Annotated in this window: 28 protein-coding genes and 1 tRNA gene; 28 read left to right on the forward strand and 1 reads right to left on the reverse strand. The window is 61.2% G+C overall.

From position 1 onward, the window contains the following. The 28 genes from ACODRW_RS23045 to ACODRW_RS23180 form a co-directional block, all read left to right on the forward strand. Window positions 1-369, forward strand: a 369-nt coding sequence (locus ACODRW_RS23045; protein ID WP_488906775.1) for a hypothetical protein, incomplete at its 5' end; no start/stop codon positions are given. Between the two features lie 191 nt (window positions 370-560). Next, window positions 561-860, forward strand: coding sequence for a hypothetical protein (locus ACODRW_RS23050; protein ID WP_488906776.1), 300 nt, complete (start codon window positions 561-563; stop codon window positions 858-860). Window positions 861-872: 12 nt separating this feature from the next. Further along, window positions 873-1322, forward strand: a complete 450-nt coding sequence (locus ACODRW_RS23055; RefSeq protein ID WP_488906777.1) for a hypothetical protein — start codon at window positions 873-875, stop codon at window positions 1320-1322. 2 nt (window positions 1323-1324) lie between these two features. Then, complete coding sequence (gene terL, locus ACODRW_RS23060; protein ID WP_488906778.1) at window positions 1325-2803, forward strand: phage terminase large subunit; 1479 nt, start codon at window positions 1325-1327, stop codon at window positions 2801-2803. Next, entirely contained in the window at window positions 2785-4983 is a 2199-nt protein-coding gene (locus tag ACODRW_RS23065) for a phage portal protein (protein ID WP_488906779.1), read from the forward strand. The genes terL and ACODRW_RS23065 overlap by 19 nt, the downstream gene beginning before the upstream one ends. A gap of 15 nt (window positions 4984-4998) precedes the next feature. After that, entirely contained in the window at window positions 4999-6183 is a 1185-nt protein-coding gene (locus tag ACODRW_RS23070) for an HK97 family phage prohead protease (RefSeq protein ID WP_488906780.1), read from the forward strand. A gap of 69 nt (window positions 6184-6252) precedes the next feature. Further along, window positions 6253-7779, forward strand: coding sequence for a hypothetical protein (locus ACODRW_RS23075; RefSeq protein WP_488906781.1), 1527 nt, complete (start codon window positions 6253-6255; stop codon window positions 7777-7779). Between the two features lie 51 nt (window positions 7780-7830). Continuing rightward, a complete protein-coding gene (locus tag ACODRW_RS23080; protein ID WP_488906782.1) occupies window positions 7831-8157 on the forward strand; it encodes a hypothetical protein in 327 nt (108 codons plus the stop codon). 3 nt (window positions 8158-8160) lie between these two features. Continuing rightward, window positions 8161-8679, forward strand: coding sequence for a head-tail connector protein (locus ACODRW_RS23085; protein ID WP_488906783.1), 519 nt, complete (start codon window positions 8161-8163; stop codon window positions 8677-8679). Next, window positions 8676-9164 (forward strand): HK97 gp10 family phage protein, encoded by a 489-nt coding sequence (locus tag ACODRW_RS23090; protein ID WP_488906784.1) that lies wholly within the window; start codon window positions 8676-8678, stop codon window positions 9162-9164. The genes ACODRW_RS23085 and ACODRW_RS23090 overlap by 4 nt, the downstream gene beginning before the upstream one ends. After that, entirely contained in the window at window positions 9161-9592 is a 432-nt protein-coding gene (locus tag ACODRW_RS23095) for a hypothetical protein (protein ID WP_488906785.1), read from the forward strand. The genes ACODRW_RS23090 and ACODRW_RS23095 overlap by 4 nt, the downstream gene beginning before the upstream one ends. 67 nt (window positions 9593-9659) lie before the next feature. After that, window positions 9660-10433 carry a hypothetical protein gene (locus tag ACODRW_RS23100; RefSeq protein WP_488906786.1) on the forward strand — a complete coding sequence of 258 codons (774 nt, stop codon included), beginning with the start codon at window positions 9660-9662 and terminating at the stop codon, window positions 10431-10433. A gap of 43 nt (window positions 10434-10476) precedes the next feature. Beyond that, the gene (locus ACODRW_RS23105) at window positions 10477-10812 is read left to right on the forward strand and encodes a hypothetical protein (protein WP_488906787.1); all 336 of its coding nucleotides are present in this window, start codon (window positions 10477-10479) and stop codon (window positions 10810-10812) included. A 95-nt stretch (window positions 10813-10907) separates the two neighbouring features. Beyond that, complete coding sequence (locus tag ACODRW_RS23110; RefSeq protein WP_488906788.1) at window positions 10908-11069, forward strand: hypothetical protein; 162 nt, start codon at window positions 10908-10910, stop codon at window positions 11067-11069. Window positions 11070-11103: 34 nt separating this feature from the next. After that, complete coding sequence (locus ACODRW_RS23115) at window positions 11104-11466, forward strand: hypothetical protein (protein WP_488906789.1); 363 nt, start codon at window positions 11104-11106, stop codon at window positions 11464-11466. Between the two features lie 63 nt (window positions 11467-11529). Next, window positions 11530-11814, forward strand: a complete 285-nt coding sequence (locus ACODRW_RS23120; RefSeq protein WP_048408939.1) for a phage holin family protein — start codon at window positions 11530-11532, stop codon at window positions 11812-11814. Beyond that, entirely contained in the window at window positions 11811-12242 is a 432-nt protein-coding gene (locus tag ACODRW_RS23125) for a lysozyme (RefSeq protein WP_488906790.1), read from the forward strand. Before ACODRW_RS23120 ends, ACODRW_RS23125 begins: the two co-directional genes overlap by 4 nt. A gap of 29 nt (window positions 12243-12271) precedes the next feature. After that, window positions 12272-15940, forward strand: a complete 3669-nt coding sequence (locus ACODRW_RS23130; RefSeq protein ID WP_488906791.1) for a tape measure protein — start codon at window positions 12272-12274, stop codon at window positions 15938-15940. Continuing rightward, on the forward strand, window positions 15937-16230 hold the full coding sequence (locus tag ACODRW_RS23135) for a hypothetical protein (RefSeq protein ID WP_081545947.1): 294 nt from the start codon (window positions 15937-15939) through the stop codon (window positions 16228-16230). The genes ACODRW_RS23130 and ACODRW_RS23135 overlap by 4 nt, the downstream gene beginning before the upstream one ends. Then, window positions 16230-16826, forward strand: coding sequence for a DUF2460 domain-containing protein (locus tag ACODRW_RS23140; protein ID WP_337881801.1), 597 nt, complete (start codon window positions 16230-16232; stop codon window positions 16824-16826). Before ACODRW_RS23135 ends, ACODRW_RS23140 begins: the two co-directional genes overlap by 1 nt. 3 nt (window positions 16827-16829) lie before the next feature. Continuing rightward, window positions 16830-17684 carry a DUF2163 domain-containing protein gene (locus tag ACODRW_RS23145; protein WP_488906792.1) on the forward strand — a complete coding sequence of 285 codons (855 nt, stop codon included), beginning with the start codon at window positions 16830-16832 and terminating at the stop codon, window positions 17682-17684. A 60-nt stretch (window positions 17685-17744) separates the two neighbouring features. Next, a complete protein-coding gene (locus ACODRW_RS23150) occupies window positions 17745-17939 on the forward strand; it encodes a hypothetical protein (protein WP_488906793.1) in 195 nt (64 codons plus the stop codon). A gap of 60 nt (window positions 17940-17999) precedes the next feature. Beyond that, complete coding sequence (locus tag ACODRW_RS23155) at window positions 18000-18437, forward strand: C40 family peptidase (RefSeq protein WP_488906794.1); 438 nt, start codon at window positions 18000-18002, stop codon at window positions 18435-18437. Window positions 18438-18439: 2 nt separating this feature from the next. Next, window positions 18440-23428 carry a phage tail protein gene (locus ACODRW_RS23160; protein ID WP_488906795.1) on the forward strand — a complete coding sequence of 1663 codons (4989 nt, stop codon included), beginning with the start codon at window positions 18440-18442 and terminating at the stop codon, window positions 23426-23428. Next, window positions 23428-23790 carry a hypothetical protein gene (locus tag ACODRW_RS23165; protein ID WP_488906796.1) on the forward strand — a complete coding sequence of 121 codons (363 nt, stop codon included), beginning with the start codon at window positions 23428-23430 and terminating at the stop codon, window positions 23788-23790. Before ACODRW_RS23160 ends, ACODRW_RS23165 begins: the two co-directional genes overlap by 1 nt. Continuing rightward, on the forward strand, window positions 23787-23969 hold the full coding sequence (locus ACODRW_RS23170; protein ID WP_488906797.1) for a hypothetical protein: 183 nt from the start codon (window positions 23787-23789) through the stop codon (window positions 23967-23969). Before ACODRW_RS23165 ends, ACODRW_RS23170 begins: the two co-directional genes overlap by 4 nt. 25 nt (window positions 23970-23994) lie before the next feature. Beyond that, entirely contained in the window at window positions 23995-24378 is a 384-nt protein-coding gene (locus tag ACODRW_RS23175) for a hypothetical protein (RefSeq protein ID WP_488906798.1), read from the forward strand. A 155-nt stretch (window positions 24379-24533) separates the two neighbouring features. Then, on the forward strand, window positions 24534-24869 hold the full coding sequence (locus tag ACODRW_RS23180; RefSeq protein WP_488906799.1) for a hypothetical protein: 336 nt from the start codon (window positions 24534-24536) through the stop codon (window positions 24867-24869). Window positions 24870-24972: 103 nt separating this feature from the next. Here the strand turns inward: ACODRW_RS23180 and ACODRW_RS23185 are convergent. After that, window positions 24973-25048: transfer RNA gene (locus tag ACODRW_RS23185), tRNA-Thr, on the reverse strand. Between the last annotated feature and the right edge of the window lie 207 nt (window positions 25049-25255).

Consider the following 25255-nt stretch of genomic DNA (forward strand, 5'->3'; position numbering starts at 1 on the left):
TGCGACCTGAAGGCGCAAAGCGCGATGGTGATGGCCAAGATCAACCGGCTGCCGCCGGACCAGCGCGCCGTGCTCTGGGCTCTCCACGTCCAGCGGGAAACCGAGATGGTCTATCTGACCACTCACACGCCCTGCCGCTTCGGCTACAAGACGGACCTCGACCTCATTCGCAAATGGGCAACCGGTGAAGGGCCGGGCTGCCGCGATCTGGGGGACCGGCACCACGTCAGCCACATGATGATCCACCGCTACGGCAAGGAGATCATCAAGCAGCTGGAAGGCAAAATGAACCAGGCTTATGCGACGCTGGAACCAAGCCTGGCCGAGGTTCTGACGCATGTCCGGCATAGGAAGCTCTTGACAGCGTGATGTTACAAAACTACCATATTTGCAGCAGCCCGAACCACGTCCATGGTTTGGGCTGTTTTGTTTTCAGGCCTCCTCAAGACCCTCTGCACATCCCCATAATGCAAGGGTTTCGCCCCAGATACCACATGAATAATCCGCCTGATTCATGACCTCGCCCCGCTCCTCGCGGGGCTTCTTTTTTGGAGCCTCAAATGCTGACCCTCACCCCCATCAACGAGCAGATGTGCTTCTGCATCCGGCCGGTCAACGTCAATCAGGACGGCTCCATCACGGCAACCGTTTCGCTGGGCGTCAACCGGACAACGCCTGCGGCTGATGGCCAGCCTGCCTCCTCTGCCTTCATCTCGTTTGCGCAGCAATGCCACTACATCTCGACGGAAGAGGCCGTGAGCGTGTTGGAGACCAAACCGAGCGAGAACGAATCGCTCAATGACGCCCTGTCCCGCGCCGTGTACACCGCGCTGAAAGCAAAGGGCCTGATCCAGTTCTGAAGGAAATAGCCGATGGCGAACCATACAAAGCTGACAGCTGAAAAAATGGCGCGCTTTCTGGAAGTGCTGTCGAACACCGCCAATGTTTCGGCGGCGGCCAAGACGATACGTGTGTCGCGCGGCCACCTGTACGAGGTCCGCGCCGGCAACGACGACTTCGCCGCCGCCTGGGACGAAGCGGTCAAGCTGGGCACATCGGCCCTCGAAGACGAAGCCGTGCGGCGCGCCATGGACGGCACGCTGAAGCCGGTGTTCTACAAGGGGCAGAAGTGCGGAACGATCCGCGAGTACTCCGACACCCTGCTGATCTTCCTGCTGAAGGCCCGCGACCCTGACAAGTACGCTGACCGCGTGCGGAAAGAGCTCTCCGGCCCTGGTGGTGGACCGATTCAGCAGCAAACCCAGTTCACCAGCACCGCCGAGTTCCAAGAGGTTCTGAAGGGCATCATCGACGAGGTCTGACCATGAGGGAGTTCAGCGCGAAGGAACGCGAGGCTGCACGCATCGCGGCGCGCGAGGACTTCTATTTCTTCGTGCGCTGGATGTTCCAGCAGCGCAAGAAATTCAAATGGCGCCGCGCCAGGCAGCACAAGGTGATCTGCGAAGCTCTGATGCGGGTCTTCCGTGGCGAGTGCAAGCGGCTGGTCATCAACATCCCGCCGCGGTACTCCAAGACGGAGATTGCGGTCGTGATGTTCACGGCCTGGGCGATGGGGAAGTGCCCGGATAGCGAATGGATTCACACCTGCTATTCCGGGAAGCTGGCAACCAAGAACAGCGCCGAGATTCGCGAGATTGTGCGCTCACCGGCATACCGGGAGATTTTCCCCGACGTCCACCTGCGCGACGACAGCCAGGCCAAGGATGACTGGGGGACAACGGAAGGTGGCGTCTTCTACGCGGTAGGCTCTGGCGGCACGATCACCGGCTACGGCGCCGGCAAGGTTCGCGACGGCTTCGGCGGTGCGATCGTGATCGACGACCCCCACAAGGCCGACGAGGCGCGCAGCGACACGATCCGCAACGGCGTTATCGAGTGGTTCCAGAGCACGCTGGAGAGCCGCTGCAACAGCCCTGAAACGCCGATCATCCTCATCATGCAGCGCCTCCATGAGCGCGATCTATCTGGCTGGCTGCTGGATGGCGGAAACGGCGAGAAGTGGGAGCACGTCAAGCTGAAGGCCCTGCAGGAAGACGGCACGGCTCTTTGGCCGGAGAAACACACAGTCGAGCGGCTGCAGATCATGCAGCGGGCAAGCCCCTACACCTTCGCTGGCCAGTACCAGCAAGAGCCATCCCCAGGGGACGGCAACACCTTCAAGCCCGACGCCATACCGATCATCGACGCAATCCCCGCTGGCACACGCTGGGTACGCGGCTGGGATTTTGCCGCAAGTGTGCCCAAACCCGGGCATGCGCCTGACTGGACGGCTGGCGGCAAGCTTGGGATTACGCCCGACGGCCGTTTCATCATCGGCGACATGGTGCGCATGCAAGGCGCGCCTCACGAGGTGGAGAGCACGCTCAAGAACACGGCCGACCGCGACGGCAATAGCGTCAAGATCAGCATCCCGCAAGACCCCGCGCAAGCCGGCAAGTATCAAGTCGCTTCCTTCGTCCGCCTCCTCGCAGGCAAAACTGTCAGCGCTTCGCTGGAGTCCGGTGACAAGGTGACGCGCGCCGAGCCGTTCGCGGCCCAGTGCAATGTCGGCAACGTGATGATGCTACGCGCGCCCTGGAACGACGCGCTGATCTCCGAGATGCGGGTGTTCCCCAACGGGATAAACGACGACCAAATCGACTGTCTTTCCCGCGCATTCCACGAACTATTCGGTGGCAACACCGGGATGCTCGACTACCTGCAGAAGCTTGCGCAGGAGGCCGAGGCCCGAGCCGCAGCAGCGCAGCAACAACAGGAAAACCCATGGCTCAACCCAAGATAACCCCCATCGAACCGGGACTGCTCGCCCGCGTGGTCGCCGGCGCGCGCTACATGCTCTCCGGCAATGTCCCCGACGAGTGGTTCGGGCCAGGCGAGCCGCCGGCGGCAACCGCACCGGATAGCGTCGCCGGGCGTCAGTCTGACTTCCGGACAGGCATCAACCTGACCAGCAAACCGCGCCAGGACGAAGCGGTTACTTTCGCCCAGATGCGCGCGCTGGCCGACAGCTACGACCTTATGCGCCTGATCATCGAGACCCGCAAGGATCAACTGGCCAAGCTGAAATGGACGGTCAAGCGCAAGGACAAGGCCGGCACGCCGGCGAACGAATCCGCCGAGCCGGACGCGCGCTGCGACCAGTTGGTCGAGTTCTTCCAGTCCCCGGACAAAGAGCACGACTGGAACACCTGGCTGCGCATGCTGCTTGAAGACCTGCTTGTTATCGATGCCCCCGCCGTCTACCCGCGCAAGACGCTGGGCGGCGCGCTGTACTCCCTGGAGCCGATTGACGGCTCCACGATCAAGCGGGTGCTGGACCAGGGCGGCAGGACGCCGGCGCCGCCTGACCCTGCATACCAGCAGATCCTGAAGGGGCTGCCGGCGGTCGATTACACCCGCGAGGAGTTGATCTACATGCCGCGCAACCCGCGCACGCATAAGGTCTACGGACTCTCTCCAGTCGAGCAGGTGATCACCACCGTCAACCTTGCGCTGCGCCGGCTGGCGTATCAGATGTCCTACTACACCGAGGGCGCCACGCCTGACCTGATTTTCTCTGTCCCCGAGACCTGGTCTGCTGATCAGATCGCGCAGTTTGAATCCTTTTGGAATTCGATTTTGGCGGGTAACGACAGTGAGCGCCGCCGGACTCGGTTCGTCCCTGGCGGCGTCAAGCCGTTCAACACCAAGGAAATCGCACTCAAAGACGAAATGGACGAATGGCTGGCGCGCATCGTTTGTTACGCCTTCAGCGTCTCGCCGCAGCCGTTCATCAAGGAGATGAACCGCGCCACCGCGCAGACCGGCGCCGAACAGGCACTGGCCGAAGGCCTCGCCCCGATGCAGGAATGGGTCAAGGCGCTGATGGACCGGATCATCCTCCGTCATTTCGGATGGAGCGACATTGAGTTCGTCTGGCACGAAGAGGAGTCGGTCAAGCCGCTGGAGCAGTCCGAGATCGACAAGAACTATGTCGAGGCGAAGATCCTGCACCCCGACGAAGTCCGCGCCAAGCGCTTCGGCCTGCCGGCGCTGACGCCAGAGCAGCGCGCAGACATGAACCCTGCCCCGCCAGTGGTCGATAACGGCCCAGGATCGGGGGCTGATGACCCAGGCGAAGCCGACGACGGCAAGGAAGATGACGGCGACAAGGAGGCGCTGGCCAAAGCAAAAAAAGCCATTCGCCCGATCAACCGCGAGCGGGCTGCGGTTGTTCGGGCGCGTGCAGCGATGAGTGGCGCTATTGAGCAGTTCCTCGCCGGCCTGGCCGAATCTCTCGCTGACCTGGCGCTCCACGGCGACACGGAAAAAGACGAAGGCGCAATGGACTACAGCCCGACCGTCTTCGAGGACGCGATCGAGCGCGCGCGCTGGGATTTGCTGGCGAAGCAGGTACGCAAGAGCCTGCGCTCGCTGGCGAAGGATGGTGTCGCCGCCGGCTTCGGCCAGCTCGGCGCGGATCTTGGCGACGTGCCCGCTGATGTCCTTGCACAGGCCAACCAGAACGCAATCGCCTACGCGGACAGCCGCGCGGCCGAGATGGTGGGCATGCGCTGGGTGGATGGAAAGCTCGTGCAGAACCCTGACGCCCGCTGGCGCATCGACGAGACAACCCGCTTGCGGGTCAATGAGCTGGTCACCTCCGCGACGGAGAAAGGCTGGTCCGCTAGCACGCTGGCCAACGCCATCGGCGAGGACCATGTCTTCGGCGCCGCCCGCGCGGAGATGATCGCGCGAACCGAGTCGGCATTCGCTGACGCCGAGGGCAACCTTGCAGCCTACGTAGAGAGCGGCGACGTCGAGGGCGTGGAGTGGATCACCGGCGCCGGCTGCTGCGCCGCATGTGCAGCCCTGGACGGCCAGAGGCGGGCACTCGGCAAACCATTCCCCCATGGCCGCGGGACCGCACCGGCACACCCGCACTGCCGTTGTGACGTTGTGCCGGTCCTTATAGACGAATAACCCGGAGAAGTGAAGATGAGCAAGAAAACCCTGTACGGTGCAATCTCGAAGGTGGAGGAGCTGGACGACGGCACCCTGAAAGTGTGGGGGATTGCCTCGACCGAAAGCGAGGACTCGGACGGCGAGATCATCACCGCCGCGGCGATGAAGGCCGCCCTGCCTGATTACATGAAGTTCGGCGCTGTGCGCGAGATGCACCAGCCCAAGGCCGCCGGCACCACGCTGGAAATGGAGGTGGGCGACGATGGTGTCACCAAGATCTGCGCGCACATCGTCGACAGCGAAGCGATCAAGAAGGTGCAGAAAGAGGTCTACAAGGGCTTCAGCATCGGTGGCCGCGTCACTGGTCGCGACGAGCTGAAGAAAACCACCATCACCGGCCTGCGCCTGGCCGAAATCAGCCTGGTTGACCGCCCTGCCAACCCGGACGCGGTGATCACATGCTTCAAAGCGGACGGCATCGACCTGCTGGACGAGCCGCTGGCCAAGGGCCTGTATAGCGTCAGCCGCTTTGCTGACTTGCTCGATAGCCTGGGCTATCTGGTCTCCAGTGCCGAGTACGAAAAGCAGTTCGAGCAGGACGACAGCCCGATTCCCCTGCAGATGCGCGAGTGGCTGGCCCAGGGTGCGGAGCTCCTGAAGGCCATGGCTTCCGAGGAGGTTGACGAGTTGCTGGCCAGCCTGCAGTCGGCGGTCAAGTCGGCCAAGCCGGAAGACCTCGCCAAGGTGGATGGCGGAGAAGATGACCTGGCCAAGGCCGGCCGGCGCAACAGCAACACCGACCAGGCCACCCTGAACCAGATCATGAAGCTGCTCAAGGAGCTGGGCGCCGAGGACACGGATGACGACGATGCCGACAAGGTGGCCAAGGCCGAGCAATTCGGTGAACTCACCAAAAAGGCCAACGACCACGATGCGCTGCTGAAGGCCTGCGGCGCGGCCGGGTGCGCCGAGGGCGAGATCGCCGCCGACTTCGTTGCCAAGCTGGGCACCGAGCGCGACACGCTTGCCAAGCGCATCAAGGAACTGGAGGCCACGCCGGAGCCCGCGAAAGCAGCCTTGAAGGCCCTAACCAAGGGTGACGATCTCGGCGGCGGCGCTGACGATACCCCGGCGCCCCAGGTGCAGAACGGCGACGGCAGCACGAACGAGGTCGCCAGCCTGATCAAGATGGTCCATTCCGGCCGCCGCATCGGCTGACCAACAAAGCGTTAAACCCGACCCGCCCAATGGCGGGTTTTTTCATGTCCTCACAGGAGCAAACACGCCATGGGCGCGAATCAAACTGAAGAAACTCTGGAACTGATGAAGGCTGCACAATTGAAAGTGCTGCCGGACGAAATCCTCAAGGCCTACACCCAGCCGAACAGCCCTACCTCCGGCCTGCAGGCCTACGATCTGGAAGGCCCGTCCAAGAAGCTCTACCCGATCATGACCCCGCTGCGCAACAGCATCCCGCGCGTTGGCGGCGGCTTCTCCACCCAGGCAAACTGGAAGGTCATCAGCGGCATCAACATCGGCAACCAGCGCGCCGGCGTGTCTGAAGGCCGTCGCGGCGGCGTGATCCAGCACCAGTCCGCCGACTACTTTGCCGCCTATCGCGGCTACGGACTGGAAAACAACGTCACCTTCGAAGCGAACTACTCGTCGAAGAACTTCGAGGACACGAAGGCCCTGGCAACCTCCCAGACCCTGGAAGCCACCATGGTTGAGGAAGAGCGGCTGATCCTTGGCGGCAACACCTCGCTTGCTATGGGCACCACCCCGACCCCGACCGTGATCGCCAGCAACGGCGGCGGCAACTTGCCCGCCGGCAACTACTCGGTGATTTGTGTCGCCCTGGGCGTGCAGGCCTGGCTGGATGCCTCCGGCCCGAACAATGGCGCCATCGGCCAGGCGTTTGATCCGGCATTTAGCCGCGTGCCCGGCCAGATCAGCCGCAACAACGCCGACGGCACCGTCGAGACCTTCGGCGGCGGCTCGGCGCAAAAGTCGGCGCCGGGCTCCGGCACCACCTCGGGCACCACCGGCTCGCTCACCGCCACCGTTTCCGCCGTGCGCGGCGCGGTCGGCTACGCCTGGTATCTGGGCGCGGCCGGCGCGGAGAAGTTGGTCGCGCTGTCCACCATCAACAGCGTGGTGCTGAAGGATGCCCCGCAGGCCACCGCGCAGCCGGCCAGCGAACTGCAGGCGAGCGACAACTCCACCAGCCAGCTCGATTTCGACGGCCTGATGGTGCAAGCCTTCAAGCCCGGCAGCAACAGCTATGTGAAGGTGATGCCCACCGGCAACGCCGGCCAAGGCACCCCGCTGACCAGCGACGGCGCCGGCGGCATCGCGGAGTTCGAAGAGGCGTTCGCCTGGTTCTACAGCCGCTACCGCCTGAGCCCGTCGACGATCTACGTCAGCACCCAGGAACTGCTGAGCGTCACCAAGAAGATCATCGCCAACGGCGGCGCGCCGCTGCTGCGCCTGTCGATCGATGCTTCGAATCCGGCGACCATTTCGGCGGGCGCCGTGGTCGGCGACTACCTGAACAAGATCACCGGCCAGCGCGTCAACATCCGCGTGCATCCGAACATGCCGGCCGGCACGGTGTTTTTCTTCACCGAGCGCCTGCCCTACCCGCTGGCCAACATCGGCAACATCGTCCAGATGAAGATGCGCCAGGACTACTACCAAATCGAATGGCCGCTGCGGACCCGCCGCTACGAGTACGGCGTTTACGCTGACGGCGTGCTGCAGCACTACGCGCCGTTCTCGATGGGGATTATTTGCAACATCGCCAAGGATTAACCCCTGATGCCCGGCCATGCCGGGCAGCACCATCACCAAGGAGATTTACACATGGCCAAATTCAAATGCCCGGTGGGCGTCAGCTCCGTCAGCGTGGGCGGCGAGCAGTTCAATGCCGACGAGGACGGCTTCATCGAAGCGCACGACAACCTGGCCGGCCTGCTGGAACCGCACGGCTTCGCGCGCGAGAAGGAACCTAAGTCGCCCCAGGGCGAACCCGAGCAGGCCGCGCCGACCGATGTAGCCGTAACTGACACGGCCACCACCGGCACCGAAGAGCAAACCCAACCGCCGGCCCCGCAGCAGGAAGAACAGAAGCAGTCCCGCCGCAAGGCCGCCGCCGCGCCCCAGGGCGAACCCGAGCAGGCGCAGGAGTAAGCCATGCTGACCACACTGGAGAACGCGAAAGAATGGCTGAAAGTAGCCGATAGCGACAGCGATGCAATGCTGACGCGGCTGATCACCGCCGCCAGCGAGTTCATCGAAAACTGGTGCGGTCGGCGCTTCGCCAAGCAGGAATACACCGAACGACGCGACGGCCACGGAAACGACGTGATGGTGCTGGGCGCATGGCCGGTGTCCCAGGTTTCCAGTGTGGTCATCGACGGCCAGCCGGCGATCTTCGTCTTCGACAAGACCAAGGTCGCGCTGCTCGGCGGCAAGCGATTCACCCGCGGCCGCATGAACGTCCTGATCACCTACCAGGCCGGCTATGACACGACCCCGCCGGACATCGAGCAAGCCTGCATCGATCTTGTTGCCTTGCGCTTCAAAGAGCGCGACCGCATCGGCCACCAGTCCAAGAGCCTGGCCGGCGAAACGGTGACGTTCTTCATCGGCGATCTGTCGCCCGCGGCGCGCGGGGTGCTGACCCAATATCGAAAGGTGGTGCCGATATGATCCGACACGAGATTGTGGGCGATAAGCAGACAATCGAGTTCCTGCGGCAGGTCCACCCGCAGGTACAGCGCAATGTCGAAGCCACCATCGGCCGGCTGACGCTGAAGCTGCTGGCGAAGGTCAAAGCGGAAAAGCTGTCCGGCCAGGTGCTCAACGTCCAAACCGGCCGTCTGCGGCGCTCGATCAACCGGCGCATCGCCGGCGCGGGGACGACTTCGATTGCCGGCTTTGTCGGCACCAATGTCGAGTACGGCCGCCGCTGGGAACTGGGATTTGATGGCACCGAGACCGTGCGCGAGCACCTTCGGCTGGTCAAGCAGGCCTGGGGCAAACCCATTGCGCCGCGCATGGCCACGGTGAAGGCCCACACACGCAAGGTAGAACTGCCGGCACGGTCGTTCCTGCGCTCTGCGCTGACGGAAATGGAAGGCGAGATCGTCAGTGCACTGTCTGAGGCGACACGGAAAGGGATTCAACGCCGATGAACCGAGAGCAAATTTACGCCGAGCTGTTTGAGCGGCTGAAAGCCATTCCCGGGCTGCGCACCACAAGCCGCAAGCTTCGACACTGGAGCGATGTGGATTCGAGTCAGCAGCCCGCTCTTTTCCAGGCTCAAGGGCGCCAGATAGCCGCGCCGGGCGATCCAGCGCGCGGCGTTCCGACGAAGTGGACGCTGCTGGTCGATGTCTACGTCTACGCTCGCACCGACGGCGACCGTGTGCCTGGCACCGTGATGAATCCGCTTCTTGATGCGATCGAGGCCGTGACCAAGCCCGACAACCCGGTGCAACGCGTCCAGACGCTTGGCGGCCTGGTTGAGCGCTGCTGGATCGAGGGCGACATCGAAACCGACGAGGGCACCCTCGGCGATCAGGCGGTGGCCATCGTGCCGTTCCGCATCCTGGCGACCTGACGGCGCCGCATTTTCACCAATCCAGCCCGGCCATGCGCCGGGCTCTCTCGTTTATGGAGACTCCACAATGTCGCAATTTGGATTCGGCTCGGGCATCCTCTGGGCCACCCCGCAAAAAGACGCCCTGGGCAATGTCATCGCCAACCCGACGCCGATCATGGTAGGCGTGATGCAGGAAGGCAGCGTCGACATCAACTTCGAAAACAAAACGCTGCACGGCCAGAACCAGTTCCCAGTCGCGGTCGGCCGCGGCAAGGGCAAGATCACCGGCAAAGCCAAGTTTGCCCAGCTTTTCGGCTCCATGTTCAACAGCATCATTTTCGGCCAGACCCTCACCGGTGGCCTGGTGACCGCAAACTACGACACCTCCGGCCAGGCCATCCCGGCATCCCCGTCGCAAGTCACCGTCAGCCCGCCGAACGGGGGCACTTTTACGCGCGACTTCGGTGTCATCGGCAGCAAGGGCTTGCCGCTGAAGCGTGTCGCCAGTGCACCGACTGCCGGCCAGTACATGGTCACCGCCGGCGGCCAGTACACATTCGCGACGGCCGACGCCGGCAAGACGGTATTCATTAACTACGAATACACCGTCGACACCGCCAGCGCGCCGGATGCAACCAAGTCCACGGTAATGAACCTGCCCATGGGCTCCGCGCCGGCGTTCACCGCCGACCTGTTCATGCCCTACCAGGGCAACAGCATGAAGATCACGCTGTTCTCTGCCATTGCCGGCAAGCTGAGCCTGTCCACCAAGCAGGACGACTTCCTGGTTCCGGAGTTCGACTTCGAGGCCTTCGCCGACCCGATGGGCCGTGTCATCTCCTACAGCCTGTCCGAGTAACCCACCAGCCCGGCCGCCGGCCGGGCGCTCTGGAGCGTAAAGCATGACCGAGATCGTCAAAGTCAAAGGCGTCCCCGTGACGCTGGGCGACAAGAAATACATCATTCCGCCGCTGAACCTGGGCGCGCTGGAGCAGTTGCAGGAGCGGCTTGCCGCGTTCACCGGCGGCATTGACGCCGCCAGCGTAGGCACGGTGCTGGATGCGGCGCATGCCGCGCTGCTGCGCAACTATCCCGACATCACCCGCGACGACGTTGCCGCCGTGGTCGACGTCGGCAACATGGGCGAGGTGATGGAAGCCGTCATGGATGTGTCCGGCCTCAAACGGAAAGCCATCGAGGCCGAGGCCGCCGCGGGGGAGCTGACGGGGAAGGCCTAGAGGGCTGGGGCGAGATTTACTCCCACATCATCGCCTGCACCGGCTGGAGCTGGGAATATATCGCCGAACACATGGACCTTCCCCGGCTTGAAGCTATGAACACCTACTGGCGCAATCACCCACCTCTGCACCTGATGGTTGCCGCATATCTTGGCATCAAGCCTGAGCCAAAGAGCACGGCAGGAGGCCAGCCCGATGACCAGCCCGATCTGGTCGCCCTGCTTGCCCAGTTCCCGCAAGCGGGGATGCAGGGTTAGAATCCCGACGTCATCAACAACGACGGGAGTGTTAATGTCAAAAGTAAAAATCCATGCAGGTGACTTTCGTACTGGTGATTGCCAATTTACCGGTAGCGCCCTTTCTTTTCCCTGGACATTGGGGGATGGACTGTTGGGGCAAAGTCTCAACCTCAGGATTGAACTAGAGCATGTAGAGCAAGCTAGTGAGGATAGTGTAAAAAAATGGGGCGGGACTGTCGGCTGGGGTGCTGTTGGTGGGGCACTGCTTGGCCCAGTTGGTTTGCTGGCAGGCCTCTTACTTGGAGGTCGAGGAAAGGAGATCACGTTTATTGCTGTCATGAAAGATGGCAGAAAGCTCCTTGCGACCACCGATCAAAAAACTTACACAAAAATCCTAGCTCTCGCATTTAAGTAGCAGATTTTAAAGCCCACTCAACCTACCCGCCACTCGGCGGGTTTTTCTATTCAAGGAACCATCATGCAGGAGCACGAGAAAGGTGTTCTGTACTTGGTCGTAATCGGCGCCGTAATTGGCCTTGGCAAGCTGCTCGTGAGCTCGGAAAAGATCACCGGCCGCCTGGCGCTGGGCCGGGCCATCCTGGGCGGCGCGACATCCACCGTTGCCGGCGTCGTGCTGGCGCAATTTCCCACCATCCCCCTTCCTGCCCTCATCGGCGTGGGCAGCGCACTGGGCATCCTGGGCGCCCAGTTCCTGGAGGCTTGGCTGAAGACCCGGGTCAACCAATTGGAGCAAAAACCATGAAGACCAGTAACGGCGGCATCAAGTTGATCCAGGGATTTGAAGGCCTGCGCCTCAAGGCCTACCAGGACTCGGTAGGCGTCTGGACCATCGGCTACGGCCACACAGGCCCGGACGTGACGCCGGGCATGCTCATCACCCAGACCAATGCCGACGCGCTGCTGGCGCGCGACTTGGAGCGGTTTGAAGCCGGTGTCGCGCGGCTGGTCAAGGTGCCGCTGAACCAGAACCAGTTCGATGCGCTGGTCTGCTTCAGCTTTAACTTAGGCCTCGGTGCGCTGCAGGGCTCTACGCTGCTGCGATTGCTCAACGCGGGCGACTACGCCGGCGCGGCCGCTCAGTTCCCGCGCTGGAACAAGGCCGGCGGCAAGGAGCTGCCCGGCCTCACCCGGCGCCGCGCCGCCGAGCAATCCCTCTTTCAGGCCGCTTAACCAGCGGTCTTTCTCTTTTGGTGGTCTAGATGAGCAACGATATCGAAGTTCGGATTGGCTCGCGCACGAGCGATCTGGAAGCCGGCATGGGCCGGGCAACCCGAGTTATCGCGGACTCGATGTCCGATATCCGCCGCCAGCTCGACGGCATCGGCAATATGTTCAACAGCGTCATCGGGCTGGCCGGCGGCGCTGGTCTGGCGATGCTTGGCCGACAGGCCGTTGGCGTCATGTCCAATTTCGAACAGTTGGAGATCCGGCTCAACTCGGTGATGGGCAGCGTCGGCAAAGGCCAGGAAGCATTCGCCTGGATTCAGCAGTTTGCCAAAGACACGCCGTATCAGGTCAATGAGGTCACCCAGTCTTTCATGCTGCTGAAGAACATGGGCATCGACCCCATGGGCGGCGCGATGAAGTCGATCGCCGACCGCGCGGCGCAGACTGGCGGCGGCTTCGAGACGCTGCAACGGATCTCACTCGGCCTGGGCCAAGCCTGGACGAAGGGTAAGCTGCAAGGCGAAGAGGCAATGCAGCTGCTGGAAGCCGGTGTCCCAGTCTGGGACATGCTGTCAAAGGTACTCGGCAAGACCACCGCGGAAGTCCAAGAGCTCTCCTCTAAAGGCCGGCTCGGTCGTGATGTGCTGAAGGCCCTGATCGACGAAATGGGGCGTTCGTCCGAAGGCGCAGCGGAAGCCCAGATGAAGAGCCTGGGCGGCATGTGGTCGAACTTCATCGACAACATCGAAGGTGCGCTGAACCGCCTGCGCAAAGACGGTGCGCTCGATCCTCTGAAGTCGATGATGTCCGAGATGAACGCCGAGTTCGAAAAGCTCGAAAGCAATGGCACCCTTGCCCGCTGGAGCTCCGAGCTTGCCGAAAGCATCAAGGCGGTCGGCAGCGGCATGGCCAGCGCCAAGCAGTTTGTTTCGGAATATGGCGACCAGATCAAGTTCCTGGCCGGCGCCTATGTGACCCTGAAGGCGGCCCAGGCCGGCAGCAACATGGTCAGCCAGTTGACCGACGAGATGCGCGCGCGCGTTGCTGGGATGGCCGCCGCGAAGGAGAAAGCAGCCGCTGACCTGGCCGCCGCCAATGCTTCCAGCATCGCAGCAAAGCAGGCTCTGCTACTGGCAGAGAGCGAGAACACCGCCGCGCGCGCGGAGCTACAGCGAGCTGCGGTGCAGGTTGAGAGTTGGCAAGCAGGCCTTCTCTATGCCAAAGCCGAAACCGACTTGGCAGCACGCACTAAATTGACGACTCAGGCCCAGGCAGAGCTAACTGCGGCCCTGGCCGCACGAAGCACGGCAGTTGCGCGCGCGACGGCTGCCACTGATGCCCTGGGCCGCGCCAGTGCAGCGGCCACCGCAAGCACGAAAGCGGCCACCGTTGCACAGGTCGCTTTCGAACGTGCAACAACCGTTGCCGGCCTGGCCGCCGCGAAGGAGAAAGCAGCCGCTGACCTGGCCGCCGCCAATGCTTCCAGCATCGCAGCAAAGCAGGCTCTGCTACTGGCAGAGAGCGAGAACACCGCCGCGCGCGCGGAGCTACAGCGAGCTGCGGTGCAGGTTGAGAGTTGGCAAGCAGGCCTTCTCTATGCCAAAGCCGAAACCGACTTGGCAGCACGCACTAAATTGACGACTCAGGCCCAGGCAGAGCTAACTGCGGCCCTGGCCGCACGAAGCACGGCAGTTGCGCGCGCGACGGCTGCCACTGATGCCCTGGGCCGCGCCAGTGCAGCGGCCACCGCAAGCACGAAAGCGGCCACCGTTGCACAGGTCGCTTTCGAACGTGCAACAACCGTTGCCGGCCTGGCCGCGCGCGGCTTCTCCACGGTAATGAGCATGCTTGGCGGTCCTGTCGGAATTGCCATCATGGCGCTTGTCGCCCTGGTCACCCACTGGGACGACGTCGCGGCCGCCGCCGGCAACGCCGCAGCCAAGTCGCGCAAGGCTGCCGACGACATCAAGCAAGCGCTGTCCGATGTCGACGTCTCGCGCATGCGCCAAGGGCTGAAGGAGGCAACGGACGAATACAACCGCCTCAAGCTGAAGCGGCAGACATCCGGCGGCAACCTGACCGTTGACCAGCGCGCGCTCGGCGCTGCCGAGGATGAAGCCCGCGGTCGGATGCTGCTCTACCAGAAAGGCTTGGACGACGTCCAGAAAACTCAGGCCCAAAATGCCTACCAGCCAATCTTGGACAAGTACAAGGGGGAAGATCCGGAGTGGCGCAAGCAGCAGGAAGAGAAAAAGGCCGACAGCACCGCCAGCGGCCCGCCGAAGCTGCTCGACGAGAAGGAGAAGAAAAAGCGCAAGCCGAAAGAGGAGTCGCGCCTCAGCGAATGGAACAACGAGCTCGACTCGAAACGCCTTGATGCTGAGATGTCCGGGAATAAGCTTTCTGCCCAGGCAGAGGCGGATTTCTGGCAGCAGAAGCTGGCGCTGACCAAGGCAGGCAGCAAGGAGCGCGAACAGGTCGTGCGGCAACACACCCATGCGCTGCTAGCAATACAGCGCGAGGGCGACCGCAACGCGAAGGAGCTGGAGCAGGCGCAAATGGACGCGCGCCGGCAAGCGCAAGACACTGCCCTGCAGATCGACGAGGCCGCATATCAACGCGAAGTTGAAATGCTTGGGTTGTCGGCGCAAGAACAGGAATCAGCACTGATTGCCTTCGAGCAGCGCCGGCTTGAGATCAAGCAGTCTTTCCTGGACCAGCGCATCGCGACGCTGGAGCGCGACCCAGACCACAACATCGCTGAGGTTTACCGCTTGCAACAGGAGCGGGAGCAGGCCGAAATCCAGCACCAGGCCAGGCTTGCGGAGATCAGGGGCGCATCCGCAAAACCGGGATACGACCGCTGGCAGGGTGCGGAGGACGACACGAGCAGCATGTACGAGGACGGACTTCAACGGATGCTGCAAGGCACCCTGTCGTTCAAGCAAGCAATTCAGGGTGTTTGGGCAGAGATTGGGCGCATCATGGTGCAAAACTTGGTGTTGAGGCCAGCCGCCGAACTTGCCGGAAAATACACACGGGAAATAGCCCAAGAAAGCGCTCATCATGCAGCCTTGTTCGCCATCGAGCAGGGATGGCTTACCAAGAAGCTGGCGATCAAACTGGGCCTGATCAAGGCGGACGCCGCCGCCACCGCAACGGGGGAAACCGTCAAAACCGGCGCAGTCGCCGCGGGCGAGGCGGCTCGAACTGGGGCGACGGCAACCGGCACGCTCGCGCGCCTGGGACTCAAGGCAATGGAAGCGGTGAAGTCCATCATGCTCAGCGCCTGGGAGGCCATGGCCTCAGCATTCAAGGCAATCGTCGGAATCCCCTATGTCGGACCAGTCCTTGCTGTTGGCGCTGGTGCGGCGGCCTTTGCAGCCGTATCTGGAATCGCAAGCAGGGTCAAATCCGCGCGCGGAGGCTACAGCATCCCGCGCGGCGTCAACCCGATGACCCAGCTGCATGAGGAGGAAATGGTGCTGCCGCGCGGTGAGGCGGCTGTAATTCGTGGGCTGGCAGGCCGTGGCGGTGGCGCCGGCAGCGGCGAAGAACCCGCCTCTCCCTCTTCGGTTTTCCAGGTGACCTACAACGACCACAGCGGCAAACTGACCCAGCAGGATATCGACGACAATGCCCGGAAGATCATGCGGGCGCTGGAAAAACAACATCGCAACTTTGCAAGGAGCAAGCCATGAGCAACGTCATCACCTTCCCTAGCCATGCTGCCCGTGATTGGGCAGGAATTGAGCGTTTGCTGCGTGAGGTGATCCTTGAGGGCGGCGGCGACCAGGATCTTTTCGGCTTTGTTGTACGCCGCTTGAAGGCCGACTACCACGCTCTTGCGCAAACATTACCCGTCCCGGTGCCTGATGGCATGGCAGAAGCCGCTGAAACGATTAATGCCTTTCACCAAGAGAACACCGCCAAGCTGCTGTTCAGTCTCTCCAAGGCTTATATCGAGCTGTACCAGCATGGGGCGCGCTGATGTCGAACGCCATCTTCCCAACCTTCCCCGGCTTGGCCTGGGGGGTGGTCAAGGCTCCGCAGTTCACGACGCGCATTCAGCGCGCCGCCAGCGGTAGAGAGCTGCGAGCGTCCTTGACCGCCTACCCCACGTACACGATCCGGCTGTCGTTCGAGTTCCTGCGCGCTGACGAATTCCAGCAGCTGCTGGGCTTCTTCCTGGCGCGGCGTGGCGCGTGGGACTCGTTCCTGTTCACGGACCCTGATGACTGCCAGGTGACGGACTATCGGATCGCCGCCGGCGACGGCAATCGCAACCTGTTCCAGTTGCTGCGCCCCTGCGGCGGCTTCATTGAGCCTGTCGAGAACGTCAACACGATAACCGAGGTCAAGGTCGGAGGCGTGGCGAAGGTCCAAGGCAAGGACTACACCGTCACGCCCACCGGCATCCTTGTCTTCAACCCGGCGCCCGGCCCTGGCCAGGATGTGACGTGGACGGGGAGCTACTACTACCGGTGCCGCTTCAAAGACGACTCCGCCGATTTCTCAAAATTCATGCAACAGCTCTGGGAGTTCAAGAAGTGCGAGCTCGTGGGGGCGACTGGAAATAAGGTCTGACACATGCGCAATGCAAGCCCTGCCCTGCAGGCCCTGCTGAACTCCGGCAGGGCCTTTTTCATGGCCGATCTGTACACCTTCACGCTGGTCGGCGGCGCCATTGTCCGGTACACGAGCGCCGACGTGGACCTTGCCGTCAATGGGCAGTCGTTTTCGTGCAAAGGGCCGCTATTCAAGCGCGGCCGCACGCGGCTGACTCTGGGCCTGGAAGTGGACACGCTCGATCTGACCCTGTACGCGGACAGCACCCACACGATCAACGGCGTGCCGTGGCTACACGCCGCGCGCGTCGGCGCGCTTGATGCTGGGGCCGTGCGCCTGGAGCGCGTGTTTGCGACCGACTGGACCGATACCAGCGCCGGCAGCATCCTCCTTTTCGAGGGGCGCATCGCCGACGTGAAGCCGAGCCGCACGGAACTGCGCTTGACGGTGAAATCCGAACTGGAGCTGCTGGATACCCAGATGCCGCGCAACCTCTACCAGCCCGGCTGCCTGCATACCCTGCACCAGGGCGGTTGCGGCATCTCGAAGGAGGCATTTGCCATCAACAGCACCGTCAACGGTGGCAGCACCGTCAACCGGATCAACTGCTCGCTGACACAGGCAGCCGGCTATTTCTCGCTGGGAACCATCCGCTTCAACAGCGGCCCGAATGCCGGCGTGATCCGGTCTGTGAAGGATTACAGCCCCGGGGTTGTGACGCTGTCCGCCCCGCTAGTCATGCAGAGCAACCCGGGCGACAGCTTCACGATCTATCCCGGCTGCGACAAGACCAAGGCAACATGCCAGTCCAAGTTCAACAACGTGATCAACTTCCGCGGCCATCCGTATGTTCCGGCGCCGGAGACTGTTCTTTGATCTTGAAGCACGCATATTCCGCATTCATAATCCATAACCCGTTTTCATAGGAATGGACAAATGATTGAGCAGCAACTTGTTTTGGCTGGGGGAACCACTCCCGAAGAAGCCGCAGAGTCTTTGAGCAAGAAATTGATGCCATATCTTCAGCTTGGCTGGGCGCTCCACGGCCAAACATTTACGATTCCAGACCCGCGATCCATATCGGGATCGCCATTTTTCACACTGGCTCAGCAGGTAATTAGATCATTCTAATACCCTAGAGAATTTGGAAACCAAGGCACCTACGGGTGCCTTTTTTTATTGCCAATCGCCATGCACAAAACCGAGCAAAAACAGCGCGCCGCCGTGGTGGCCGAGGCCATGACCTGGCTAAACACGCCGTACCACCACCAGGGTAACGTCAAGGGCGCTGGCGCCGACTGCGCCTTCCTGCTGATCCGCGTCTTCCATGCCTGCGGCCTGATCCCCGACATTGACCCGCGGCCCTACCCGATGGACTGGCACCTGCACCGCGGCGAAGAGCGTTATCTCCGCTGGGTTGAGGAATACGCCCGGCCGGTGGAAACGCCTCAGCCCGGCGACATTGTGGTCTACAAGTTCGGTCGCTGCATCAGTCACGGCGCGATCGTCATTGACTGGCCAACCATCATTCACGCCTACGTCGGCGAGGGCGTGGTGCTGACCGACGCGGAGAACACGCCGCGCCTACAAGACCGGCAAGCCGGCTTTTATTCGATCTGGGAGGAGTAGCGATGGGCGGTATTTTTGGAGGGGGCGGCACCAAGATTTCGACCAGCGCCCCGGTCGTGTCCAGCCTGCGCATGCAGACCTCTGCCTATGGCCGAGCCATTCCCCTGATCTACGGCAAATCGCGCGTCGCTGCGAACGTGATCTGGTATGGCGACTTTGCAGCTATAGAGCACCGTAGCTCCCAGAGCGCTGGCGGTAAGGGTGGCGGTGGCGGGTCGACCGTTGAATCTGTCTCGTACACCTACCGGGTGGCCGTGCAGCTTGGACTCTGCGAAGGCCCGGTCCGCGGTGTGAACTATGCATGGGTAGGTAAGAAAGCCGGCGGCCTTGAGCAATGGAACCTGTCCCAGTTCAATGGCAGCTACAGCCAGCAGCCCATGGGTTATGTCCAGAGCCGGCACCCGGACCAGGCACTAGCCTACCGTGGCACAGCCCACGTCAGCACCGGCGTCTTTGAGCTGGGCGACGACCCGACGCTGCCGAACATGACCTTCGAGGTCGACAGCGGCTTCGGCTTCTCCAACGACATCCGCGACGCCAACCCGCGCGACGTGGTGCTGGACTTCAGTACGAACCCCTACTACGGCGCCGGCGTGCCCGCGTCCAAATTCGGCGACCTCAAGCCTTTCTCCGATTTCTGCATCGCGAACGGGCTGTTCATCTCGCCGGCGTACACCGAGCAGGAACCCGCGCATGAGATCTTGGCGCGACTGTTCCGTCTGACCAACAGCGGCGTGTACTTCAGCGAGGGCAAGATCAAGGTCGTCCCCTACTCCGACACCCCGGCCAGCGGCTACGGCGTGACCTTCACGCCGAACGTCACCCCGGTCTATGACCTGACCGATGACGACTTCATCGTGAGCAGCAGCGACGACCCGATCCTCTGCACCCGTATTGCCGCCTCCGATGCCCATAACTCGGTGCGCGTGAAGTTCTTCAACCGCGGCAACAGCTACAACGAGGAGGTGGCCGAAGCCAAGGACCAAGCCAGCATCGAGCAGTTCGGACTGCGCACGCTTGAAGTCGAACTCCACGAAGTGGCCGAGGCCAATGTCGCGCGCCTGGTTGCGCAGCAGATCCTGCAGCGCAGCTTGTATGTCCGGAACAGCTATGAATTCCGCCTGGGCTGGAAGTATGCCTTGCTTGAGCCGACCGACCTTGTAACCCTGACGGATGCTGCGCTAGGCCTTGACAAGACCCCCGTTCGGATAACCGAGATTGAGGAAGACGAAGACGGCGAGCTGCTTGTGCGCGCCGAAGAAGTGCCGCTGGGTTCTGTTGGCGCCACCCGCTACCCGACGCAAAACGGGGACGGGTATTCGTCGAACTACAACATGCCCGCCGGCCCGGTGAGCCAGCCGGTTATTTTCGAGCCTCCGCTGGCGCTGGCCGGTGCGCCGCAGATCTGGATTGCCACCTCCGGCGGCAAAAACTGGGGCGGCTGCGACGTTTGGGTGTCCGACGACAACGCCACCTATCAGCGGATCGGCCGTATTGTTGGACGATCGCGCCATGGTGTGCTATCTGCGGCGCTGGCCACCGGCCCGGGCATCGACACCATCAACAGCCTCAAGGTCGACTTGTCCACGTCCGGCGGCGCGCTGCTGGCGGCAACCCAGCAGAACGCCGAAGAGCTGGTGACGCTCTGCTATGTCGACGGCGAGCTGTTGGCATACCGCGACGCGACGCTGACCGCGCCGAATCAGTACGACCTGGGCTATCTGGTGCGCGGCGCCCACGGCACCGTCATCGGCAGCCACGCGGCCGGCAGCAAGTTCGCGCGCCTGGACCAGGCCATGGCCAAGTTCCCATACGACAAGGCCAAGGTCGGAAAAACCGTCTACATCAAGTTCCAGTCGTTCAACATCCACGGCGGCGGCGTAGAAGACCTGTCCACGCTGACCCCGGTGACCTACCAGATCACCGGCGCGCCGTTGGCGGATGTCACCGGCCTGGCGCTGGAGCAACCCTTCATTGGCCGCAGCTGCAAGATCAAATGGAACCCCGTCGACGGCGCCGCAAACTACACCGTCGAGGTGTGGGGAGGCACACCGCAGACGCTCCGTCGCACGACCTCCGTCGGCGATGCGCGCCGCTTCGAATACACATGGGAAGACGGCCGGGCCGATGGTGGGCCGTGGCGCCAGCTCGTCTTCCGCGTGCGCGCCACCAGCCAGACCGGGGCATCCGGTAACTGGGCGACCATCGTCGCTTCCAACCCGGTTCCTGCTGCCCTGACCGGTGTTGCGCTGCGGCCTGGCTTCAAGTCCGCGTTCTTCTCTTGCAACCAGCCCACTGATTCCGACATGGCCGGCATCAGGATCTGGATGTCCGCCACTTCCGGTTTTATCCCGTCAGATGAGACCCTTGTTTACGACGGCCCCGACTACTTCACCACGCTCTATAAGCTGGCGTCCGGTGCCGAACTCGTGGCCGGCACCGCATACTTCGTCAAGGCCGCCGCATACGATGCCTTCAGCAAAGATGAGCTCAACGTCTCCAGCGAAGTCACCGTTACGCCCGTGTCGGTCGCTGGCGGCATCAAGCCAGGCGAGATTGAAGCCGAGATGATCAAAGCCATCGACGCTTCGAAAGTGGTCGGGACGCTGAAGGACTGGCAGATCGATGCAATCAACGCGCTGAAGATCACCGGACAACTGGGCGATGCCCAGGTGGCTGGTCTGTCTGCTGAAAAGCTGGTCGGCCAGGTCAAGCTGGCGCAGTTAGCTGGTGATGTTCAAGGCCCGCTAAACAGCGCTGTCAGCACAGCAAACCAGGCACTTGTAAAGGCGAATGAGTCCGCCAGCGCGACCACGGTCCAAAAGCTGCAAGCAGCCGTCGGCCAGCGCCGACGCATGCTGTTGCGCTCCAGCGGATTCAACGATCCGCAGCGTGATAGCGGCATGTGGATCGATGATGTGAAGGTCTTGGCCGGCGGCCTGGGCTACACGCTGGCGACGATCAATGAGGCGGGCAACGTCGTGGCGTCAGCGCGGTTTGATTTTCAGTCTGACGAGTCTGCCCAGGCCGCAGCAAACTGGCTCAATGCTGTGCAGACCGGGACCGCCGTCTTTGTCTTTACGGATGAAGACGCCTGGGGGCGCCGGCTGAAAAGTGGCTTTCCTGACGCGCTTTACCGTGCTGGCGCCAGCAAGGCCATCTTCGGAAATCCCGCAGTCAAGTTTAGATCTGCATACCTGCTTGTCGGCCGCGCCGGAGTTGGCGAGGGTAGCGGCTTTGAAATGTATGCCGGCCAGGTCTATGCCGATCCGGCGGCCCGTGTTGAACTGAAATTTGACTGGCTGAATGGCAGCCCCATGGGACTGGGTAACAATGCCCTCGGCTCTCTGCTGCAGAAGAACGTCGACAGCGCGCTGACTCGCGTGGGCTGGGTCGAAGCGGCAATGAACGACAAGGCCGCGGCCAGCGATCTGACGTCGCTGCGGTCCGAGTTCGCCGGCAACAAAGCCACTGTTGACGAGCGGCTGACCACACTTGCAGACAAGAGCCAAGCGCTTTCCAGCAATGTTGAAACCGTCAATGCTCGTGTCGGCACCACCGAGGCAAGCGTTACCCAGATCCAGCAAGCCCAGGCGACGCTGGACGGCAAGGTGTCCAGCAAGTGGGGCGTGGTGCTGGGCGCGACGCAAAGTGATGGACGGCAGAAGCTGGCAGGCATCCAGGCTTTCAACGATGGCAAGGTTTCTCAGTTCGTGATAACCGCTGATCAGTTGCTGATTTCTTCGGGAGAAAGCTTAATACCCGATCCGAACTACTACCAACTTGATTGGTGGGGACGCCCTGGCAATCCCATCGAAGAAGCAAGCGAAGCAGGATGGGCGCGCAGTCGGCGACGGCTGGTGCTATTTAATAGCTCGCAGACGGAGTCACTCAGCAAGCAATTTGTTCTTGAGCCAGGCGCGGCATATCGGCTGGAAGTAGAGGTATGTGGAAACAGTGGAATTGGCGGCCTTGGCATCGACCTACATGTACCGGGTGTCTGGTGGTGGCCATTCAGCGGAATCGGATCTGACACATGGTTGACGGAAGGACAAAACGGCACGCGCACATTCGCAAGTACCGTCACCATCCCCAAAAGTATTGCGTTCAATTGGGGACAAATCCGCATCCGTCATGCAGTAACGTCTGGCAACTATGTTGTGGGGCTGATTTCTGTTACTCGGGTATCTGGCACCACGCTGATTGCTGATGGCGCGATCACCACGGACAAAGTTTCTGCCAATGCCATCACCGCCGATAAAGTGGCCGCAAACTCTATTTCGGCAACCCACATCGTCACGGGATCATTGACCGGTGATCAGCTTGCCGCCAATAGCATCACCGGCGACAAGATCAAGGCCGGCACAATTACCGCCAATAACATCGACTCCCGTAATCTTTCGATCAAAGACGCCTCTGGAAATGTGGTCGTTGATTTGAACGGCATGGGTGCCCATAAAATCTTGGGGCAGCTTACCGCCAGTCAAATTGATGCTCGTGGCCTCTCAATCAAAGACGCGGCAGGAAATGTTGTCGTGGATTTGAACGGCATTGGGGCGCAGAAAATTCAGGGGCAATTAACAGCAGGACAAATTGACACCCGGAATTTAACTGTTCGCGACAGCTACGGAAATGTCATTCTTGATGCAGGAGGGATGAACGGAGCTTATATTAAAGACCTGTCGGTCGGGACTTTGAAAATCGGGGCGGGCAGTATTAGTTGGATACAAAGATGGAACATGGTTCATTCTGCCACATTTTACACGCCATTTCCGGCATCTCTCATCATCATGTTTAAGTACAACTGGTACGGCTCCCCTAATAGCAACATAAATCTATTGGTTGATGGAGCAGAAGTTGTAACGGGATTTCATGGGGATGTGTTTTCAGTAATCTACCCCGTTTCAGCTGGAAACCATACAATAAGCACTACCCCATCAGGCAGCGCCATTTATTTCGAATACCTTCACGTAATTGGAGTAATGAGATAATGAATTACAATGTACCGTATGCGGAAGCCGACTCAACCGGCCGCATAATTTCCTGGGGCGATATGTCGCCCCATTCTTTTCTGCATCAGATAAACCCGAACTACGTCTTTGCACCAGGGCCTATTTCCCCTGAGCTGCAATACGTTGAAAATGGGATTATGAAAGAGCGTCCGACAATGGATCTACGACGGAACGGGCTACACTTTTTCGGTTTGCCCCGCCCGTGCGATGTTCTGGTTAATGGAAAAACATACAATGTGGAGGATGGCGAAATAGAACTGGAGTTTCCTCAAAACGGAAGCTATTCAATTACGTTCCGGGCCTGGCCATATCGCGACACGATAATCGAGGTGTCCGCATGACAAAGATCATTCATGTTGACCCATATGAAACCCGACGACGAGCTGAATATCCTCCTATCGAAGAACAACTTGATGCAATTTGGAAAGCGCTTGAAGTGATTCCGAACTTGCCGCCTGACACGGCGGCAATACTGGATCGAATAAGGCGGATTAAACAGGATTTCCCCAAGCCCCAGTAATGGGGCTTTTCTTTTAGGAGTTGCCATGTCATTGCAATTGAAGGTTCTGGCTTGGATCACCCTTGCCGCCGCAATCGCCGGCGCAGGCTGGCATTACCGCGCGGTGCTTGCCGAGCGCGACACAGCACGGGCGCAGGCAAAGCAGGCCCAGGGCGCGCTGGCCACAACCAAGAAACAGGATGCTGTCAGCGCCAAAGTTGACGCATCTGCCACCGCAACCGCCCAGCACACCCAGATCGTCTACCGGACAATAAACAAAGAGGTCACCAAGTATGTGGAAACTCATCCTGCTGTTTGCACTTTGCCTGCTGGCTGGGTGCAGCTCCACAATGCAGCCGCCCTCGGCCGGCTTCCCGACGCCTCCGGCCCAGCTCATGACGCAAGCAGAGCAGCTGCAGCCGCTGAATGAAGGCGCAACCGAGAACGACGCGCTGCAGGTTGTCATCGGCAACTACGAGGTGTGCCGGCGTATGGCCGACAAGCTAGGTGGCCTGCAAGAGTGGGTGAGGCAGCAAGCCGCGGTGCAGTAGCTATGCTGGAATCTGGCCACAACCGGATTCCAGCATGCCACCCGATGAAATCCTTGAGCGCGCGGCAATCGCGTTTGACCACCTGGGCCGGAGCAAAACCTTAACCCTCGGCCAGGGCGCGCGGATCGTCGCATCGTTTCGCGGCGTTGAGCCGCTGAGCGGCGACCTGTTCCCTGCCGACGCGCGGCAGCTTGAGTTGGCGACGTGGATGCTGATGCTGATATCTGATCTGGATGGGATGATGAGAAGATACCGCCGGCTGGGGCTGGCTGGTGAGACGCGAATGGCAGATGTGCCATTGCTTCAAGACGCGATCAAGGAACGCTATAGAGGAGTGATGGACGGCAGGCCGGCCAGGCCTTTTGAATAGCAAAAAGCCCGACACAAGGTCGGGCAATTTGAGGGGCAAATACAGGTCATTACGCCAGATTTACGCCAAACCTCACATAACTCGCTGATTTTTAATATATTTGTGGTGCCGGTAAGAGGAGTCGAACCCCCGACCTTCGCATTACGAATGCGCTGCTCTACCAACTGAGCTATACCGGCACATCACTCCGCCCTGAAGCAGAGCGCGTAATAATAAACAGTTTCCTGCGATTTGAAAAGGGGCGTCGGCCATTTCCAAATAACCGGCTTGATTCTTTAAGCCCCCAATGCAAAAACCCTGAATTCAAATACTTGAATTCAGGGTTTTGAATCTGGTCGGAGTGAGAGGATTCGAACCTCCGGCCTCTACGTCCCGAACGTAGCGCT

Source organism: Chromobacterium sp. FG89 (genome assembly GCF_057808735.1).

What these genes read in the sequence shown, in the direction of transcription:
- ACODRW_RS23050 (WP_488906776.1), top strand. Translation starts at nt 561, where the DNA reads ATGCTGACCCTCACCCCCATCAACGAGCAGATGTGCTTCTGCATCCGG.
- ACODRW_RS23055 (WP_488906777.1), top strand. Translation starts at nt 873, where the DNA reads ATGGCGAACCATACAAAGCTGACAGCTGAAAAAATGGCGCGCTTTCTG.
- terL (WP_488906778.1), top strand. Translation starts at nt 1,325, where the DNA reads ATGAGGGAGTTCAGCGCGAAGGAACGCGAGGCTGCACGCATCGCGGCG.
- ACODRW_RS23065 (WP_488906779.1), top strand. Translation starts at nt 2,785, where the DNA reads ATGGCTCAACCCAAGATAACCCCCATCGAACCGGGACTGCTCGCCCGC.
- ACODRW_RS23070 (WP_488906780.1), top strand. Translation starts at nt 4,999, where the DNA reads ATGAGCAAGAAAACCCTGTACGGTGCAATCTCGAAGGTGGAGGAGCTG.
- ACODRW_RS23075 (WP_488906781.1), top strand. Translation starts at nt 6,253, where the DNA reads ATGGGCGCGAATCAAACTGAAGAAACTCTGGAACTGATGAAGGCTGCA.
- ACODRW_RS23080 (WP_488906782.1), top strand. Translation starts at nt 7,831, where the DNA reads ATGGCCAAATTCAAATGCCCGGTGGGCGTCAGCTCCGTCAGCGTGGGC.
- ACODRW_RS23085 (WP_488906783.1), top strand. Translation starts at nt 8,161, where the DNA reads ATGCTGACCACACTGGAGAACGCGAAAGAATGGCTGAAAGTAGCCGAT.
- ACODRW_RS23090 (WP_488906784.1), top strand. Translation starts at nt 8,676, where the DNA reads ATGATCCGACACGAGATTGTGGGCGATAAGCAGACAATCGAGTTCCTG.
- ACODRW_RS23095 (WP_488906785.1), top strand. Translation starts at nt 9,161, where the DNA reads ATGAACCGAGAGCAAATTTACGCCGAGCTGTTTGAGCGGCTGAAAGCC.
- ACODRW_RS23100 (WP_488906786.1), top strand. Translation starts at nt 9,660, where the DNA reads ATGTCGCAATTTGGATTCGGCTCGGGCATCCTCTGGGCCACCCCGCAA.
- ACODRW_RS23105 (WP_488906787.1), top strand. Translation starts at nt 10,477, where the DNA reads ATGACCGAGATCGTCAAAGTCAAAGGCGTCCCCGTGACGCTGGGCGAC.
- ACODRW_RS23110 (WP_488906788.1), top strand. Translation starts at nt 10,908, where the DNA reads ATGAACACCTACTGGCGCAATCACCCACCTCTGCACCTGATGGTTGCC.
- ACODRW_RS23115 (WP_488906789.1), top strand. Translation starts at nt 11,104, where the DNA reads ATGTCAAAAGTAAAAATCCATGCAGGTGACTTTCGTACTGGTGATTGC.
- ACODRW_RS23120 (WP_048408939.1), top strand. Translation starts at nt 11,530, where the DNA reads ATGCAGGAGCACGAGAAAGGTGTTCTGTACTTGGTCGTAATCGGCGCC.
- ACODRW_RS23125 (WP_488906790.1), top strand. Translation starts at nt 11,811, where the DNA reads ATGAAGACCAGTAACGGCGGCATCAAGTTGATCCAGGGATTTGAAGGC.
- ACODRW_RS23130 (WP_488906791.1), top strand. Translation starts at nt 12,272, where the DNA reads ATGAGCAACGATATCGAAGTTCGGATTGGCTCGCGCACGAGCGATCTG.
- ACODRW_RS23135 (WP_081545947.1), top strand. Translation starts at nt 15,937, where the DNA reads ATGAGCAACGTCATCACCTTCCCTAGCCATGCTGCCCGTGATTGGGCA.
- ACODRW_RS23140 (WP_337881801.1), top strand. Translation starts at nt 16,230, where the DNA reads ATGTCGAACGCCATCTTCCCAACCTTCCCCGGCTTGGCCTGGGGGGTG.
- ACODRW_RS23145 (WP_488906792.1), top strand. Translation starts at nt 16,830, where the DNA reads ATGCGCAATGCAAGCCCTGCCCTGCAGGCCCTGCTGAACTCCGGCAGG.
- ACODRW_RS23150 (WP_488906793.1), top strand. Translation starts at nt 17,745, where the DNA reads ATGATTGAGCAGCAACTTGTTTTGGCTGGGGGAACCACTCCCGAAGAA.
- ACODRW_RS23155 (WP_488906794.1), top strand. Translation starts at nt 18,000, where the DNA reads ATGCACAAAACCGAGCAAAAACAGCGCGCCGCCGTGGTGGCCGAGGCC.
- ACODRW_RS23160 (WP_488906795.1), top strand. Translation starts at nt 18,440, where the DNA reads ATGGGCGGTATTTTTGGAGGGGGCGGCACCAAGATTTCGACCAGCGCC.
- ACODRW_RS23165 (WP_488906796.1), top strand. Translation starts at nt 23,428, where the DNA reads ATGAATTACAATGTACCGTATGCGGAAGCCGACTCAACCGGCCGCATA.
- ACODRW_RS23170 (WP_488906797.1), top strand. Translation starts at nt 23,787, where the DNA reads ATGACAAAGATCATTCATGTTGACCCATATGAAACCCGACGACGAGCT.
- ACODRW_RS23175 (WP_488906798.1), top strand. Translation starts at nt 23,995, where the DNA reads ATGTCATTGCAATTGAAGGTTCTGGCTTGGATCACCCTTGCCGCCGCA.
- ACODRW_RS23180 (WP_488906799.1), top strand. Translation starts at nt 24,534, where the DNA reads ATGCCACCCGATGAAATCCTTGAGCGCGCGGCAATCGCGTTTGACCAC.